Source organism: Phytohabitans rumicis (genome assembly GCF_011764445.1).
GTDB lineage: Bacteria > Actinomycetota > Actinomycetes > Mycobacteriales > Micromonosporaceae > Phytohabitans > Phytohabitans rumicis.
The window spans coordinates 943994-959941 of the sequence record NZ_BLPG01000002.1; the positions used below are offsets into that span (position 1 = coordinate 943994).

General features: G+C 73.2%; 10 protein-coding genes and 1 pseudogene. 3 read left to right on the top strand and 8 right to left on the bottom strand.

Going from position 1 to position 15948, the window contains the following annotated elements:
• Positions 1-7: 7 nt before the first annotated feature.
• From Prum_RS48010 to Prum_RS48020, 3 genes are read left to right on the top strand one after another with little or no spacing between them, the layout of a single operon-like run.
• The gene (locus Prum_RS48010; protein WP_173086310.1) at positions 8-385 is read left to right on the top strand and encodes a nuclear transport factor 2 family protein; all 378 of its coding nucleotides are present in this window, start codon (positions 8-10) and stop codon (positions 383-385) included.
• A 41-nt stretch (positions 386-426) separates the two neighbouring features.
• Entirely contained in the window at positions 427-1191 is a 765-nt protein-coding gene (locus Prum_RS48015; protein ID WP_173086312.1) for a helix-turn-helix domain-containing protein, read from the top strand.
• Positions 1191-2597: an NAD(P)/FAD-dependent oxidoreductase gene (locus tag Prum_RS48020; RefSeq protein ID WP_173086314.1), complete on the top strand. Its 1407-nt coding sequence runs from the start codon at positions 1191-1193 to the stop codon at positions 2595-2597. Before Prum_RS48015 ends, Prum_RS48020 begins: the two co-directional genes overlap by 1 nt.
• 14 nt (positions 2598-2611) lie before the next feature.
• Here Prum_RS48020 and Prum_RS48025 read toward each other — a convergent pair whose 3' ends face one another.
• The 8 genes and pseudogenes from Prum_RS48025 to Prum_RS48060 all read right to left on the bottom strand — a co-directional run bounded on the left by Prum_RS48025 (position 2612) and on the right by Prum_RS48060 (position 15924).
• Entirely contained in the window at positions 2612-3967 is a 1356-nt protein-coding gene (locus Prum_RS48025) for a cytochrome P450 (RefSeq protein WP_173086316.1), read from the bottom strand.
• A 7-nt stretch (positions 3968-3974) separates the two neighbouring features.
• On the bottom strand, positions 3975-4508 hold the full coding sequence (locus Prum_RS48030) for a flavin reductase family protein (protein WP_173086318.1): 534 nt from the start codon (positions 4506-4508) through the stop codon (positions 3975-3977).
• A 2-nt stretch (positions 4509-4510) separates the two neighbouring features.
• Positions 4511-4948: an acyl-CoA thioesterase gene (locus Prum_RS48035; protein ID WP_173086320.1), complete on the bottom strand. Its 438-nt coding sequence runs from the start codon at positions 4946-4948 to the stop codon at positions 4511-4513.
• A 2-nt stretch (positions 4949-4950) separates the two neighbouring features.
• On the bottom strand, positions 4951-10713 hold the full coding sequence (locus Prum_RS48040) for a type I polyketide synthase (protein ID WP_173086322.1): 5763 nt from the start codon (positions 10711-10713) through the stop codon (positions 4951-4953).
• Positions 10710-11711 (bottom strand): RnfABCDGE type electron transport complex subunit D, encoded by a 1002-nt coding sequence (locus Prum_RS48045; RefSeq protein ID WP_173086324.1) that lies wholly within the window; start codon positions 11709-11711, stop codon positions 10710-10712. Before Prum_RS48045 ends, Prum_RS48040 begins: the two co-directional genes overlap by 4 nt.
• A 6-nt stretch (positions 11712-11717) precedes the next feature.
• A pseudogene (locus Prum_RS48050) lies at positions 11718-13735 on the bottom strand (CRTAC1 family protein).
• A 3-nt stretch (positions 13736-13738) separates the two neighbouring features.
• On the bottom strand, positions 13739-14758 hold the full coding sequence (locus Prum_RS48055) for a DUF1702 family protein (RefSeq protein ID WP_173086326.1): 1020 nt from the start codon (positions 14756-14758) through the stop codon (positions 13739-13741).
• 98 nt (positions 14759-14856) lie between these two features.
• Positions 14857-15924 (bottom strand): carboxymuconolactone decarboxylase family protein, encoded by a 1068-nt coding sequence (locus tag Prum_RS48060; protein WP_218577954.1) that lies wholly within the window; start codon positions 15922-15924, stop codon positions 14857-14859.
• Positions 15925-15948: the final 24 nt, after the last annotated feature.

Consider the following 15948-nt stretch of genomic DNA (forward strand, 5'->3'; position numbering starts at 1 on the left):
GACAGACATGACCGACGCGGAGCGCAACAAGGAGATCGTGCGCGGCTGCTACGAGCAGTTCTTCGTACACCGGCGGCTGGACGCCGTCGCCGACGCCATCCACGAGAAGTTCGTCCAGCACAGCCCCGACGCGCCATCCGGCCGCGACGCGTACCTGGCCCACCTGCGGGAGGCGGCGTTCGCGGGCGGCACCTGCGACATCAAGCGGATCATCGCAGACGGCGACTTCGTGGCGGTGCACCACCACATGACGCTGCGCGACGACGACGGGCCGGGCCTCGCCGTCGTCGACCTCTGGCGCCTGGAGGACGGCAAGCTCGTCGAGCATTGGGACGTGGAGCAGCCGGTACCCGCGGCATCCAGAGTGCCGAACGGCATGTTCTGACACCGCACAGTACCTGCGCACACCGTGAGGAGACCGTCGGCGTGACGATCGACCTGCATGTTGAACGCACCTCCAGTGACCGGGTCTTCGAACTACTCGACGCGCTGGCGTCGCTCGGTCCCGGGCCGCACCGGCTCCAGGACGTGGCCGCGCACGCCAAGCTCGGCGCGTCGACCGCGCACCGCATCCTGCAGGCCGGCATCCGCGCCGGCCGGGTGTCCAAGGCGCAGCGCGGCCGGTACCTGCTCACCAGCCCGGCCGAGCCGCGCGCCGCGACGCCGGCGCCGCCACCCGAACCGGTGCTCCCGGCGAGCCAGCCGCTGGCGGTATCCCGGCGGATCCGGCTCGGCCTGGCCGCGCTGCAGAAGGCCACCGAACAGCCGGTGCTGCTGTATGTCCCACTCATCCTGGACACCCCGATGCGGTACTGCCTGGCGTACGTCCCGCCGCGGCAGGACGAGCTGCTCAGCGACGCGGAACGGCTGCTGGCCGCGGACATGGTGTTCTGCGCACCGCTCACCGTGGACGCGCCGGGGCGGCTCATCATGGCCCACATGGCGCCGCAGCGCGAAAGCGTGCAGGCTCGCGCGATCGTCGGTGCCGGCTACACGTACGGCCCGTCCCCGGTCGCCGGCTGGAACACCCTCGCCGCGCCGCTGCGCCGGTTCGGCCAGATCGCCGGCGTCATCTGCATTACCGCCCGGGCGTCCTGGATGGGCCGGTACCGCGAGCATGGCCTGGGCCGGCTGCTGAGCCTGGCCCGCGAGCTCGGCGACGAGCTGCCGACCGGGGCGGGGCGGTCGTGATGGCTGTACTCCCCCAAACCGGGCACACGGGCGCGGTGGTCCTCGGCGCCGGGCTGGCCGGCATGCTCGCGGCTGCCGCGCTCGCCCGCCACCCCGAGATCGGCGCGGTGACGGTCGTCGACCGGGACCGCCTGGAGCCCGGACCGGCACCCCGGCGCGGCCTGCCGCAGGGCCGGCACGCACACGTGCTCATGTCCAGCGGCGTACGGGCGATCGAGGCGCTGCTGCCCGGCACCACAGACCGATGGCTCGCCGCGGGGGCGCACCGGATCGGCCTACCCGACGGGTACGTGATGCTGCTGCCGCAGGGCTGGCTGCCGCGCTGGCCGGGCGAGCAGTTCGTGATCAGTTGCAGCCGCGGGCTGCTGGACTGGGTGGTCCGGCAGCGGCTGCTCGAACTGCCCGGGGTACGCCTGCTCGCGCGGACCGAGGCCAGCGGGCTGTGCGGCGACACCCGGGCGGTCACCGGCGTCCGCGTTCGGGACGAGACCGGCGCCACGCGCGTACTCGACGCCGCGCTGGTGGTCGACGCGACCGGGCGCGGCTCGCGGGCGCCACGGTGGCTGGCCGCGCTCGGCGCCCCGCCGGTCGCGGAGGACGTGGTGGACTCGGGGCTGCGGTACGCCACCCGGATCTTCCGCGCGCCGCCCGCCGCCGCGCGGGACTTCCCGGTGGTGAACGTGCAGGCCGATCCCGCGCAGGACCGGCCCGGGCAGACCGCCGCGCTCATGCCGATCGAGGACGGCCGGTGGCTGGTCACCCTCTCCGGCACCCGCGGCGGGCAGCCGTCGTCGGACGAGCGGGAGTTCGCGCGGTTCGCCGCCGGGATGCGGCACCCGATCGTGGCCGAGCTCATCGCCGGCGCCGAGCCGCTGGGGCCGGTCGCGGTCACCAACGGCACGGCCAACCGCCGGCGGCACTTCGACCGGCTGCCCGGCTGGCCGGACGGCCTGGTGGTGTGCGGCGACGCGGTCGCGACGTACAACCCGGTGTACGGGCACGGCATGACGGTGGCGGCGCTCGGCGCGACCATCCTCGGCGCCGAGGTGGCCCGCCACGGGCTCGGGCCGGGCCTCGCGGCCGCCGTACAGCACCGGTTGGCCGGCGCCGCGACCGCCGCGTGGGGCCACGCCACCGGCACCGACATCCGGTTCCCGGAGGCCGTCGGGCGGTCACCCACCCGGGCCGAGCGGCTGCTCTGGCGGTACCAGAGCCGGCTGATGCGTACCGCGCTGGACCGGCCGGAGATCGCGCGCGAGGTCATCGAGGTGTTCACGCTGTCGGCGCCGGCGGGCCGGCTGCTGCGGCCGCGGGTGGCGTGGGCGACCCTGCGCGGGCCGCGCCGGCCGCCGCTGGCCAGCCCGCCGATCACCGGAGTGGAACGCGCGATGGTGGACCGGTCGTGATCGGGCTGAAGGGATCAGGCGGGGTGCACGGTCATCGGCAGGCCGCCGCGGATGCGCAGCGACAGCATCGGCTCCGGCACCACCTCGTAGTCCGGCACGCCGGTCAGCCGCAGCTCGCGGGCGACCATGGCGATGACGAACACCGCCTCCATCATGCCGAGGTGGTTGCCGACGCAGAACCGGGGACCGGCGCCGAACGGGATGTACGCGTACCGCGGCCGGCGCCCGTCCTGGGCGCGGGCCGGGTCGAAGCGTTCCGGGTCGAACCGGGCCGGCTCCTCCCAGAAGTCCGGGTGCCGGTGCAGCGTGAACGGGCAGATCAGCACGTCGGAGCCGGCCGGCACGCGGTAGCCGCCCACCTCGTCGGCCTCCTGCGCCAGCCGGGACAGCATCCACACCGGCGGGTACAGCCGCATGACCTCCTCCACGACCATCGTGGTGTACCGCAGCCCGTGCAGGTCCTCGTACGCCGGCGGCCGGTCGCCGAGCACCTCCTGGGCCTCGGCGCGCACCTTCTCCCGTACCTCCGGATGCCGGTCGAGCATGTGGAACGTCCAACCGAGCGTGCTGGCCGTGGTCTCGTGGCCGGCGAGCAGCAGGGTGACCAGCTCGTCGCGCATCCGCTGCCGGCCGACCGCGGGGTCGCTCTCCGACGCGGTCGAGGCGATCAGCCGGGACAGCGCGTCGTCGCCGTCCGGGCGCTGGCCGCGGTCGCGGACCAGCTCGTCGACGATCTGCTGCAACTGGCGGCGGGCGCGCCGGAAGCGGAGCTGGTGCGGCAGCGGCAGCCACATCGGGACGGCGCCCATCGACACCATCTCGAACATCGCCTGGTCCTGCATCGCCTCGAAGGACTGGCCCAGCGAACGGAACGCGCCCAGGTCGGTGTCCAGCAGCGTACGGCCGAGCACGCCGAGGGTCAGCCCGGTCATCTCGCGTACCACGTCGAGCGGCTCGCCGCCCTGGTGGGCGCGCAGGCGGGCGACCAGCCCGGCCGCCTCCTCGGCGATCACGCCGGCCTGTTCGGCGATGCGCCGGTGCTGGAACACCGGCTGGATCACCTTGCGCTGCTTGCGCCACAGCTCGCCCTCGCTGGTCAGCAGGCCGTCGCCGAGGGCGCGTTTGGCCTGGGCGAGGCCGACTCCCTTGTGGTAGTTGCCGGGGTTGTCGGCGAGCACGTGCTTGGCGTGGTCGGGATGGTTGAAGAAGTAGAGGACCTTGGGGCCCATCGCGATGCGCACGGCGTCGCCGTACTCCGCGGCCGCCGCGGTCATCAGCCCGAGCCGGTCCTTGTTCAGCTTCCACAGCAGGCGGGGCGCGGAACGGGCGGGCGGGCCGGGCGGCACCCGGACGGGAACGTTCAGAGACATGGGCGGGTCACCTCGCTGACGTCGGGCGGCGGGCGTCCGGCGAGGTCCGGGCGAACCGGCCCCGCACGAACAGCAGCGCGTCGGCGGTGTCCGGCTGGTCGACGGACAGCACGCTACCAAGGACGATGATGTGGTCGCCGCCGTCGTATGTGCGCCATTTGGCGCACTCGAAGTGCGCGACCGCGCCGGTGATCAGCGGTGTGCCGGTCACCGGTCCGGGCATCCAGTCCACGCTGTCGAACTGGGCCGCGCCCAGCGGCCGCCGCCGGTCGGCGAAGTGCCGGGCGACGTCCTCCTGGTGGGCGCCGAGCACGGACACCCCGAACGTCTTCGCGCCGCCGATGCACTCGTGCATGACCGCCTCGCGGTCGACGCAGATCAGTAGCAGCGGCGGGTGCAGCGACACCGAGGTGAACGAGTTGGCGGTCATCGCGTGGGGCGTGCCGCCGCCGACGGTCACCACCGTCACGCCCGTCGCGAACGCACCGAAGCAGGTGCGCAGCGACTGGACGTCGACGGTTTCACTGGCCTCCAGCGTCATCGCTAGCTCCTCGCCGGCAGGTACGGTTCGAGCGCCCGGGACAGCGACTCCGGCACCCGGGCCGGCGTGGTACGGCCGTTCGGCCCGCGCATGCAGGCCACCCGCTGCCGGCCCCGGGCGACCTGGGTCTCGGTGCCGTCCGGGTCCAGCCGTACGTAGTCGAAACCGAACTCGAGTTGGGTGTGCGCCAGGTCGAGCAGCCGCATCCGGATGGCGATCTCGTCGAAGGCGGTGATCTCCGCGAAGAACTCGCAGTCGACCTTCAGCGTGAACAGCTTGAGGTCGGCCTGCACGTCCGCCAGCACGTCCGGGGCCCGCTGCTTGAGGAACATCTCCCGGCACCGGCCCTGCCAGCGCAGGTAGTTGACGTAGTAGACGTTCCCCACGAGGTTCGTCTCCTCGAACCCGACGGTGTGCAGGTACTCGAAGTACTTGTCCATCGCTACGACCACCCGTCCGTCAGCAAGGCCACCACGACCGGTTCCGGCACCCCGTGCAGTCGGGTGGCGAGCGTGGCGATCCGCAGGGTGCCGGACGCGAGGACCAGCCACCCGTCCCGGCGTACCCCGGTCACGGTGAGCGGGGCGTGCGCCGGCAGGCCGGCCTTGCCGAGGCATTCGACGGCCGCCCAGATCCGGGTGCCGGCGGTGTCCAGGGCCTCGCCCAGCTCCCGCGCGGCGAGTTCGGCCAGGCTGGCGTGCTGGCCGAGCAGGCCCCGCCAGACCGCCGGTTCCCGTTCGGTCACCGGTTCGATGTCGCAGGCGACGGTCCCCGCGGCGGCGGCGCACAGGGTCACGCCCGCGCCGTGCGAGACGGAGATCGCCCGGTCGCCGGCGACCTCCGGCCGCCCGTCCGGCCGGTACCGCACCTCGGTCGGGGCGCCGAGTGCCCGGCCGGCCGCCGTCGCGGTCCGGCTGCGGTCCCGGGCGTCCTGGTCCGGCTCGACCGCGACCGCGATCCGGGCGCCGATCACGTCTTCGAGGGCCCTTTCCAGGTACGGACCGAGCAGCGGCGCCACCCACGGTCCCCGGCCGTCCTTCTTGCGGACGGCGTGCAGCCGCAGGCCGTCCCAGCGTTCGACGACGGTGCCGTCCTGGTCCCGCACCGCGATGTCGTAGACGTACGTGTCGCCGTCGCGGCTGCGTTCGGTGGCGCAGAAGCGCACCTCGGCGGCGCCGTCCACGGCCCGGCCGGCCGGGTGGACCCGCTCGATGCCGGCCGGCAGCAGCGTCGCGTGCGGCACGCAGACCTGGTTGCCGTGCATGAGCGCGTCCCGCATCCCGGGGTCGGCCAGCAGCCGCTCGCCGGGCAGGAACAGCGCGAACCAGTCCACGGCCGGCTTGACCGCCAGGTCGGCGTCGACGTGCCGGGCGGCGGCCCGGTGGTAGCGCCGCAGCCGGTGGAAGCGCCCACCCTGGAAGAGCGTGTCGCCGTACAGCTCGCGGTCCGGGTCCAGCGGCACCGCCGGCAGCCCTTCGGGGGTCTGCCCCGGCGGGCCGTCCGGCACGGCGGCGCCGGTGAAGCGCAGCCGAGCGTGGAAGTGGTCGGCGGAGAAGTCGGTCTCCGCGCTGCGGATGGCCACCGCCACGGTGTCGTCGTCGACGACGGTCGCGGCGATCCGGATCGTGGTGCTGCCGTCCGGCGGCACCACGATGGGCCGCGGGAACTCGACCTGTTCCAGCACCGGCACGGTGTCCCGCCCGGTGACGGCGGTCGCGACCTGCGCCATGGCCTCCATGCCGAAGACGGCCGGGAAGAGCAGGTTGCCGTCCAGCAGGTGGTCGCCCAGGTACAGGTCGGTGGCGGGGTCCAGGTCGACCTCGGTCACCAGTTCGACGCCGTGGTAGCGCACCAGCGGGCGGTCCAGGAACCGCAGGAGCGGCAGGTCGGGGACCTCCCGCCGGACGGTGTCCACGCCGTCCGTGCGGCCGCTCACCACGACCACGCCGGGCGCGTCCGGGTCGGACAGCAGGCGCCGCATCAGCCGTACGCCGTCGTCCGGCGTGATCGGGGTGATGCCGTCCCGGTACAGACCCTCCACAACGGACAGCCGCTCCCCCATCCCGACGCCGGACCACACGGACCACTCCAGGCACAGGGCACGGCATCCGGGGTACGCGTCGGCGAACTCGCCGGTGAGGCCGGCGAGCCACTCGTTGGCGGTGGCGTAGTGCGCCTCACCGCGCAGCCCCGCCCGGCCGATGATGCTGCCGAACGTCACCAGCAGCCGCAGCCGGTCGCGGTCCACCGCGTCGAGGACGGCCCGCAGCCCGTCGACCTTCGGCGCGAAGGTGCGGCGGAACGCGGCGGCGTCCAGGTTGGACAGTGCGGCGGGCTCGTTGCGTCCGGCGCCGTGCAGGACGGCGGTGACCGGCCCGAGCGCCTCCGTCACCTCGGCGACCGCGCGGCGTACCTGGGCAGCGTCGGTCACGTCGGCGCGGGCGTAGTGCACCGGTACGCCGGCGGCCGCCATCCGGCTCAGGTTCGCCGCCAGCTCGGCGTCGCCGACCGGGTCGGAGCGGCCGAGCACGGCCAGCCGCGCCCCGGTGTCGGTGGCCAGGGCGAGCGCGCACTCCGCCGTGATGCCCTTGCCGCCGCCGGTGACCAGCAGCACGTCCGTGCCGTCCAGGGGCGGGGCGGTACGGGCCGGGTGCACCGGCATCGGGCGCAGGGTGGGCACGCGGCGCACCCCGGCGCCGTCGTAGTACGCCTCGGTGAACGTGACGGTGCCGGCCACCTCGGCCACGACCCGGTCGACCGCGGCCGGGGTCGGTGCGGTGTGCACGATCGTGGTGCGGATGTGCGGCGCCTCCAGCCGGAGCGTCTTCACCAACCCCGCCGCGCCGCGGCCGGGCGGCTGGACGAGCACGAACCGGGTCCCGGCCGGCGCGGTCGTCGCCTCCTGGGCGACCCGCAGCACCGGCGCCAGGTGCTCCTCGGCGCAGTTCTCCGGCAGGCACACCAGCACACCGGCGCCCACGCCGGCGCGTTCCAGGGCGTGCCGCAGCGGTTGCGCGAGCGGGCTCTCGCCCGGCGCGTACACCTGCCACGCCCCGCCGGCCTCGGGCTCGCCGCGCCGGGGCGGCGCGGACTCGTCCAGGTCGACCCGGAACGCCCGGGCCCAGGGCGCGGCGCCGGCGACGAACGCGGCCGGCGGGCCGTCCCCAGCCGGCGCGGTCTGCGCCAGCTCGGCCATCGTGTCGGCCAGCTCGCGCACCGTCGCGGTCGCGAAGTTCGTCGGCGCCTGGGGCGCGGACAGGCCGACGTGCTGGGCGAGCTGGTTGACCAGCTGCCCGACGGTGATGGAGCTCAGGTGCAGGTCGTCGAGCAGCCGGCTGTCCTCGCGGACCATGTCCAGCGGCAGCTCCGCGCGCTCCGCGGCCAGCCGCCGCAGGGTGTCCAGAGTGGACTCGCCGGGCCGACCGGACTCTACCGGCGACGCCGGTGGCGGGTTGGCCGGGGCCCGGCGGGCGCCGTGCAGGTCCATCGGCGGCGCCGCCTCGCACGGGTTGGCGAAGAAGGTGAACTCCGCACCGACCTTGAGCGGGCGGATCAGCCGGCCGTGGAAGAGTCCGACGTGGACCGGTGCCGCGCCCACCACGTACGCCGCGGCCACCACGCCGAGCAGGCCGGCGAGCGACTCGCTGTCCGTGTCCAGCGCCACGGCCGGTACGTCGGCGGCGTCGGCCGCCAGCCCGCTGAGCACCCGACCCGGACCGACCTCGACGAACAGGTCGATGTCCTTGGCCGCCAGCGTCACCGCCTGGGTGAAGAGCACCGGGTCGGTGATCTGGCGGCGCAGCAGTGCGGGCACGTCGGTGTCCGGCGCCAGCGGCTCGCCGGTGACGGTCGAGACGACCCGGCCGCCGACCGGGCCGATCCGTTCGTCGGCCAGCCGGCCGGCGAAGACATCCGCGGCCGGCGCGACCAGCGGCGAGTGGAAGGCGTGCGAGACCGGCAGGATCCGCCAGGCGATCCCGGCGAGCGCGGCGCGGCGGCCCACCTCCTCGACGTCCGCGACGGCGCCGGCGACAACCGTCTGGTGTGGACCGTTGAAGCCGCCGATCACGACCGGGAGGCCGTCCAGCAGCGGGCGTACGGCGTCCGGGGACTCGCTGATCCCGGCCATCGTGCCGGACGAGCTGTGCTCGGCCATGGTGCGGCCACGGACCGCGGCGATCCGCAGCAGCGTGTCCTCGTCCAGCGCGCCGGCCCAGTGCAGCGCCGAGAGCTCGCCGAGGCTGTGGCCGACCGCCACCGTCGCCTCGATGCCCAATATGGACAGTGCGCGCAGGCCGGCCATCGAGCCGGTGACGATGCGCGGCTGGGCCACCACGGTGGCCACCATGTCGCCGCTGTTCGGCAGCGCCGCCGCCGCGTACACCTCGGCCACCTCGGCGAAGCGCCGGCGCAGCGCGCCGCCGCTCGTGCCGCGGCCGGACCCCTGCCCGGGGAAGAGGAACGCGACCCGGCCGGGGCCGCTGGCGTGGCCGAGGAAGCCGCGCCCGTCCGAGGTGAACAGCGTGGTCTCGCCGGCGTCCAGCGCCTCGCACAGGCGGCGCAGCCGCTGCTCGGCGTCCTCCGGCGAGGAGACCACGACCGCCGCCCGGTAGGGCCCGCCGCGCAGCTCCCGCTGCAGGGTGGCGCCCAGGTCGCCCAGCTGGGCGTACGCCAGGCTGGGCACGAAGTCGAGCACCAGGCCCAGCCGCGCGCGCAGCTCCGCCGGGGTGACGCCGTCGACGACCAGCAGCTCCACGTCCTGCACCGAGGCTGCCAGCGCGCGGGTACGGGTGTCGAAGGGCACCCGGCGCGGCCGCCCGGTCCGCTCCAGGACGATGTGCGTGTTGATGCCGCCGAACCCCATGGCCGTGACGCCGGCCCGCACCGGGACGCCGGACGGCCAGGCTTCGGCCGTGCGCAGCACCCGCAGCGGCGCCGACTCCTCGCCGAGCAGTTCGTGCGGCTCGACGCAGCCGACGGCCGGCGGGAGCACCTGGTGGTGCACGGCCATCGCGGCCTTGATGAGGCCGGCCACGCCGGCGGCCGCCTTGGTGTGCCCGATCATCGCCTTGATCGAGCTGATCGCGGCCGGCGCGGCGTCCGGGTCGGCCGCGCGCCGGGCCAGCGAGAGCGCCTTGAGCTCGGTGGCGTCGCCGACCGCGGTGCCGGTGCCGTGGCCCTCGAACAGGGACACGGTCTCGATGCCGAAGCCGGCCCGCTCGTACGCGCGGCGCAGCGCGAGCTGGTAGCCGCTGACCTCGGGGCGGGTGATGCCGCCCTTGCCGTCGGAGGAGATGCCCCAGCCGGCGACGGTGGCGTAGATGCGGTGCCCGGCCTGCCGGGCCTCCTTCTCGCGCATCAGGACCACCATCCCGCAGCCCTCGCCCGGCCAGAAGCCGTTGGAGCCGCGGTCGTACACCCGCATCTCGCCGCGGGCCAGCGCGCCGGTCTTGGCGAACCCGATGATCTCGAACGGGTCGATGGACAGGTCCACGCCGCCGGCCACCGCGACGTCCAGTTCGCCGTCGACCAGCGTCTTGCAGGCGGTGGCCACCGACAGCAGCGACGACGAGCAGGCACCGTCCACGGTGTACCCGCCGCCCTTGAGGTCGAAGTGGTTGCAGATCCGCCCGGCGATGGTGTTGGACAGCCCGCCGGCGAGGGTGTCCTCGTCGACCTCCGGGAACGGGCTCTTGAAGGTGGCCTCGAAGTCGTCCAGGAACGTGGTGAGCTGGTCGTCGTCCCAGTCCTGCTCCTTGAGCGCGGCGGCGACCATGCGGCGGACGAACGGCCACCGCAGGCGCAGCTGGTTGGCGCGGGAAAACTCGCCGGTCAGCGTGTTGCCGACGACCACGCCGGTGCGCTCGCGGGGCAACCCTTCGGCCATCGGGAAGCCCGCGTCGGCCAGCGCCAGCGCCGCGACGTCCAGCGCCAGCCAGTGGGTCAGGTCCGTGGAGCGGTACGTGCTCCCGGCGATCTTGTAGGCGATGCGGTCGAACCGGTACCCCTCGATGACGGCGGCGTTGCGGGCGTAGAACTTGTCCGGGGCGGACGGGTCCGCGTCCCAGTAGTCCGCCAGCCGCATCCGCTGATCGGGCAGGCGCCGGAAGGCACGCCGGCCGGCGAGGGCGTTCTCCCACAGCTCCTTCGGCGAGGTGGCGTCCGGGTAGCGGCAGGCCATGCCGACGACGGCGATGCGGGTCATGCGGTCACCACTTCCTTGCCGCTGTGCTCGCGGCCATTGGGCGAGGTGGGCACCTCGATGGCCGGCGCCGGAGAGACCGGTACGGCGGCGGCCGCCTCACGCTGCTCGCGGGCCTTGTTGACGAAGTGGACGGCCCAGTGGAAGCCGCCGCGGATCAGGCAGACGATCGCGGTGGCGAAGAAGATCCCGTACGCGATGCCGGCGCCGGTGATGAGGGCGTAGAGCAGTGCCACGCTGGCGCCGAATATCATCTGCGCGGCCGGGCGCGACGGGCTCGTGCCCGGGTCGGTGACCATGTAGTTGGTGAACAGGACGAACGCGACGCCGGTCATCATCGCCAGCGCGGCCGGGATCGAGGTGTCCAGGATGACGCCGCGGATGATCGCCTGGAGCGCGAACGCGGTCAGCCACCCCAGGATCAGGAACATCCGGCCGGTGAGCATCCCGTTGATCATGGTGCCGCCGAGGATGATGACCGCCGGGATGATCCAGTCCACCGGGCCGCCGACGTGCTCCGTGAAGTGGTACGGCGGCGCGACGCTGGCCCACGGGAAGACCAGCAGGATGACGGCGATGCCGAAGTTCGACGGGTTCATGTAGTGCCGCAGCCGGCCGCGGACCGGTGCGCGCAGCACCCACTTGGCGCCGATGGCGACGGCGATGCCGAAGATCATCGGCAGCAGGCGGTCGTTGACGTAGATCAGCATGTTGAGCGCGAGGCTCGTGATGTGCGCCGGGTAGAGGAACTCGACCATGCCGCGTACGCCGTTGCCGCGGAACCGTGGCGTCCGCCGCTCGGCCCGGGCACCGATGATCTCCAGGCCGATCTCGATCGTGTACCCGGTGAGGATCGCGATGAACGGCCAGGTCCACGCCTGCTCGAAGCCGAAGATCGTGAAGCCGAGGATGTTGAACACGGTGATCGAGATGGCGAAGTTGCGCAGCGCCATTGTCACCTTGGGGTCGTGCCGTGGCGGGGTGATGGTCTTCTCGGCCATGTCCGTTTACCTCTCCAGCGCCTGCGTGCCGAGCTCGAGCGTGTGCCAGCCCGGGTTCAGTCGAAGATCCGTTTGGTGCAGCTGCCCGGTGCGGTCCCGCCATTGCAGGTGGACCTGGACCGGCCCGGTGACGTCGTGGCCCAGCCCGATGTGCACTTCCTGGCTGCGCTTGCCGGAGTGGCCGCTGCCGCCATCCACTCGGCCGAGGAGCTTGCGACCGTCCTGCGTGGTCACCGTCACCTGGGCGCCCACGACCGGGGAGCCGGGTGCCGGCAACGCGCCAACCGTCGGGGCCAGCGCCGGCGTGGTACCCGATGCCGGCGGCGTGCCCTCGTCGCCGGTCGCCGGTGCGGCCGGGTGGATCAGGCGCAGGCCCAGGTAGGCGCCGGTCGACGGGCTCTCATTGTGGTAGTAGACCGGCGCGTCCCACTGCCGGGCGACCGCGAAGTCCAGGCGGCCGTCGCCGTCCGCGTCGCCGGTGGCGATGCCGCGGGTCGGCACCGGTACGGCCAGGCCGAGCGGCTCGGCCAGGTCGCAGTAGCGCCCGGTCGGGTCCTTCACGAAGAAGTGCAGGCGCTGGCTACCCCCGATGTCGTCGCCGGCGACCACCTTCGGCCAGAAGTACGGGTGCTCCAGCAGCCCGTCGTTGGTCATGGCCAGTTCCTGCAGCTGCGGCCAGCGGTTGACCTCGCCCTTGACGAAGCCGGTGGTCTGCGCCACCTGCAGTACGCCGCTGTTGTTGAAGTCGGCCATCTTCACGTCCCAGCCCCACCCGGACCAGGCCAGCCCCAGCGGGGCGCTGCGGTCCTCGAAGGGGGCCTTGCCGTCGCCGAGCCGCGCGCGCAGGTCGTCGACGTCGTTCGCGGTGTTGACGAACGCGAAGTGGCTCTCCTCCAGCCCGAAGGTGGTGGTGATGTTGCTGACGTACATGTCGTAGAGGCCGTCGCCGTCGAGGTCGCCGAAGTCCACGCCCATGCCCTTGAACGAGTCCGCGCCGACCCGCTTGGACTTGGGCACGAACGGCTCGCGTACGCCCTTGACCGCGGCGAACTTGAACTGGCCCGGCGTCGACTGGTTGTACAGCAGCCGGTCCGGTCCGAAGTCGTGGGCCAGGTACACCTCCGGCAGGCCGTCACCGTCGAGGTCGTTGGCCGCGGCGGCGAGCGCCCAGCCCTTCGAGATCTCGCGCGGCAGGGCGTTCGAGACCATCTCGTACGTCGCGGTCGGCCGCGTGCCCGACGTGGCGCCGGTCCACCGGAACAGGTAGTCCTCGCCGCCGTTGTACGCCTTGGACATCGAGCGGTTCATCGAGACACCGGTGTCCTTGGTGTCGTCCAGGACGGGCCCGTGCGGGAAGTAGTTGCCGATGTAGATGTCCATGTGGCCGTCGCCGTCGAAGTCGTCGACCGCGGCCGCGTTGGTGTTCCACAGTGGACCGGTGTAGTCCGCGCCGGTGCCGCCGGGCACCAGCTCGACAGCCTGGTACGCGTTCGGGGCCAGCGCCGTGGCGTCGGCCCGCGCCAGGTAGAGGATCGGGGTACGCCCCACAGGTAGACGAGCAGGTCGGTCCGCCCGTCCTCGTTGAAGTCGTTGGGCACGCAGCCCATCGGGGCGGTCGCCGTGTGCGTCGGCAGCGCCCGCAGGTCCACGGCGAACGGCTCGTACCGGTCCTCGCGCGCGCCGGGCACCGGGGTGACCACCACCTGGTCGATGCGCGGGTCGGTGATGCACAGGTCGTTGGACAGCCCGTCACCGTCGAGGTCGTTCATCGCGACGCCGGCGCCCACCGAGGAGATCCAGGCGTCGATGTGCTTGTAGTCCTTGTTCACCTTGCGGATCGTCTGCTGGTCGAAGCCGCCCGGCATCGAGATGGACAGCGGCGTGAACTCGAACGCGCTCGCCATGCTCTGCAGCCCGGCCGCGGAGGCGGTGGGCAGCCGCGCCGCCTGGAAGAGCGACACCATCAGGATCAGCGCGATGATCCCGGGTAGCTGCCTGCGCAGCCAGCCGACATTCTGGGCCATGTCCTAGCACCTTCCAATAGAGACGAACTCGTTGGCGATGCGCCGCCGCCACACCTCGTACGCGGGCTCGTCGCCGCGGACCGGCCCGTCCGGGCGGTTCCGCTCGCTCAGCTCCGCGGCCTCGGTGGCGGACATGCCGCAGAACACCTGGGCGGCGAGCTCGTTGTGCGGCACCATCAGGCCGGCGCGCAGCCGGGCGGCCGCGCCGAACGCGGCGCCCTGCGCGACCTGGGGCCGGCAGTCACCGGCCGCGTCCCACAGGGCCCGCAGCTCGGACTCGTCCGCGCCGCCCGCGTAGGTGGCCGCCAAGCCGGCGCCGGCGTACAGGTCCGGCCACCGGTGCGCCGGGAACCTCGCGATGGTCTTGGCGAGCAGCGCCGGGTCGGTGCCGCAGACGAACCACATCGCCCGGCCCACGCCCTGGTCCAGCACCCGGCTGGCGTACCAGCTCGGGCCGTCCACGGGCCACGGGAACCGGTCGTGGTGGTACCGCTCGTGCACGTACCGCTGGGTGCGGAAGTACGCCTGGTGGAAGCCGTAGCCGTCCAGCGCGAGCCAGCGCAGGACCGGGTCGGCCGGTGCGATCCGCGACCAGAGCATGCGCGGCAGCCGAGCCATCGCCCAGCCGACGCCGACGTAGACCATGTAGACGTGCGCCTGTCCGCGGCCGGCGAGGAACTTGGCAATGTTGCCCCCGCCGAACGGCAACGCGTCACGAATGGCGAAGCCCATCGCGGCGCCCTCGTACGCGAATCCCCGAAAGCGCGTAGCGATCTGTTCGAGTCGCATTTCGGCGTCGTCGGTGGTGCGCGCTTCCGCGGCATAGGAGAAGCCCGCCAAAAACGTATGGCCGACCCTCTCCAGGACTTCTTTGGAGGCTGCGTCCTTCTCGTGGAAGCCACGCACGTCCAGCCTGGTCTCGGCGGTGTTCGGGGTCAGGATGCGGCGCCGCAGCGCCCGCAATGCACTAGACAACTCTGCTCCCCCAAGGCATTGGCGGCCCCATCGGGCGGTGGTTTGCATTTGAGCTTCGCAGGAGGGCCGATGCGTGTCTTCTTCGGCAGTGCTCCGCTGTTTCTTCAAAATTGCTACTGTTCTTCATAATTGCTGCTTCTACACAATCAAGAAGCGCATTCGATCAAGTGGAAGCTGCCGACCCGGCGGGCGGCCGCGTAGCTCGCCCACGCGGTCACCTCCACCAGGGCGGCGTCCCGGGGCTCACCGCCGCGGAACTCGCGCACGGTGTCCTCGTCGACCTGATGGGAGGCGAACGCGGTCAGCAGCGCCAGGCGCCCGGCGGCCTGGTCCGGCGCGGGCAGGTCGGCGACGAGCCGTTCGCACCACTCCCGGCTCAAGCCCGCCTCCTCGCCCCGCCACTGCGCGAGCCGCTCCTGCACGAGCTGCCGCACCGCGGGTGGGACGGACCGCGCGCCGGCCCGCTCGAACGCGGCGAAGGATCGCGCCGCCGCGGCGGCGACCCCCGGGTGCCCGCGCGCCCAGGCGACATCCGCCGGCAACGGCGCGTCGGGCAGCAGCGCGACGGCCCGGCCCACCGGGCGTATCTCCCGGAGCGTGGGGCTCAGCGCCAGGCTCAGGCCCTGCTTGACCCGGCGCCGGGCGCGCGGGCCGAGCCGGGGCGGCAGGAGGAAGTTCGACAGGAAGACGTTCACCATGCGGCCGAGGTAGTGGAAGCTCACCGCCACCCCTACCAGCTCGGCGCGCTCGGCCTCCGCGAACGGCGGCTTGCGGTGCACCGCCGCGTCCGGCTGGTGGGCGACGCGCGCCCACGCCGCCAGGTCCCGGACGCGGGGATCGGCCACCTCGTCCACCCGGTCGCCGGCGACGGCCTCGGCGTCGTGCTCGTTGGCGAGGTCGTACATGCCGATGCTGTGCATGTCGACGCAGTACGGGCAGATGTTCGCCACCGACACGGCCGCCGCGACCGCCTCCTTCGCCAGCCGGTCGGCGGCGCCCGCGGTCATCAGCGTCTCGCGCATCAGCATCCAGTACGCGGCCAGCGTCTGCGGCGACGGCGAGTGCAGCAGGACCGGCGGCACCACCAGCCGCATCTCGTCCGCCGCCTGCCGGTACACCGCCGCCACCAGGTCGCCGGCGGTGGCGACCGGGACGGTCTTGACGTACTTGACCTGTCGTTGGACCACGGACGCGATGACCCGACGGGCAACCATGTCCCGACTCCTCCCCGTGCGTGT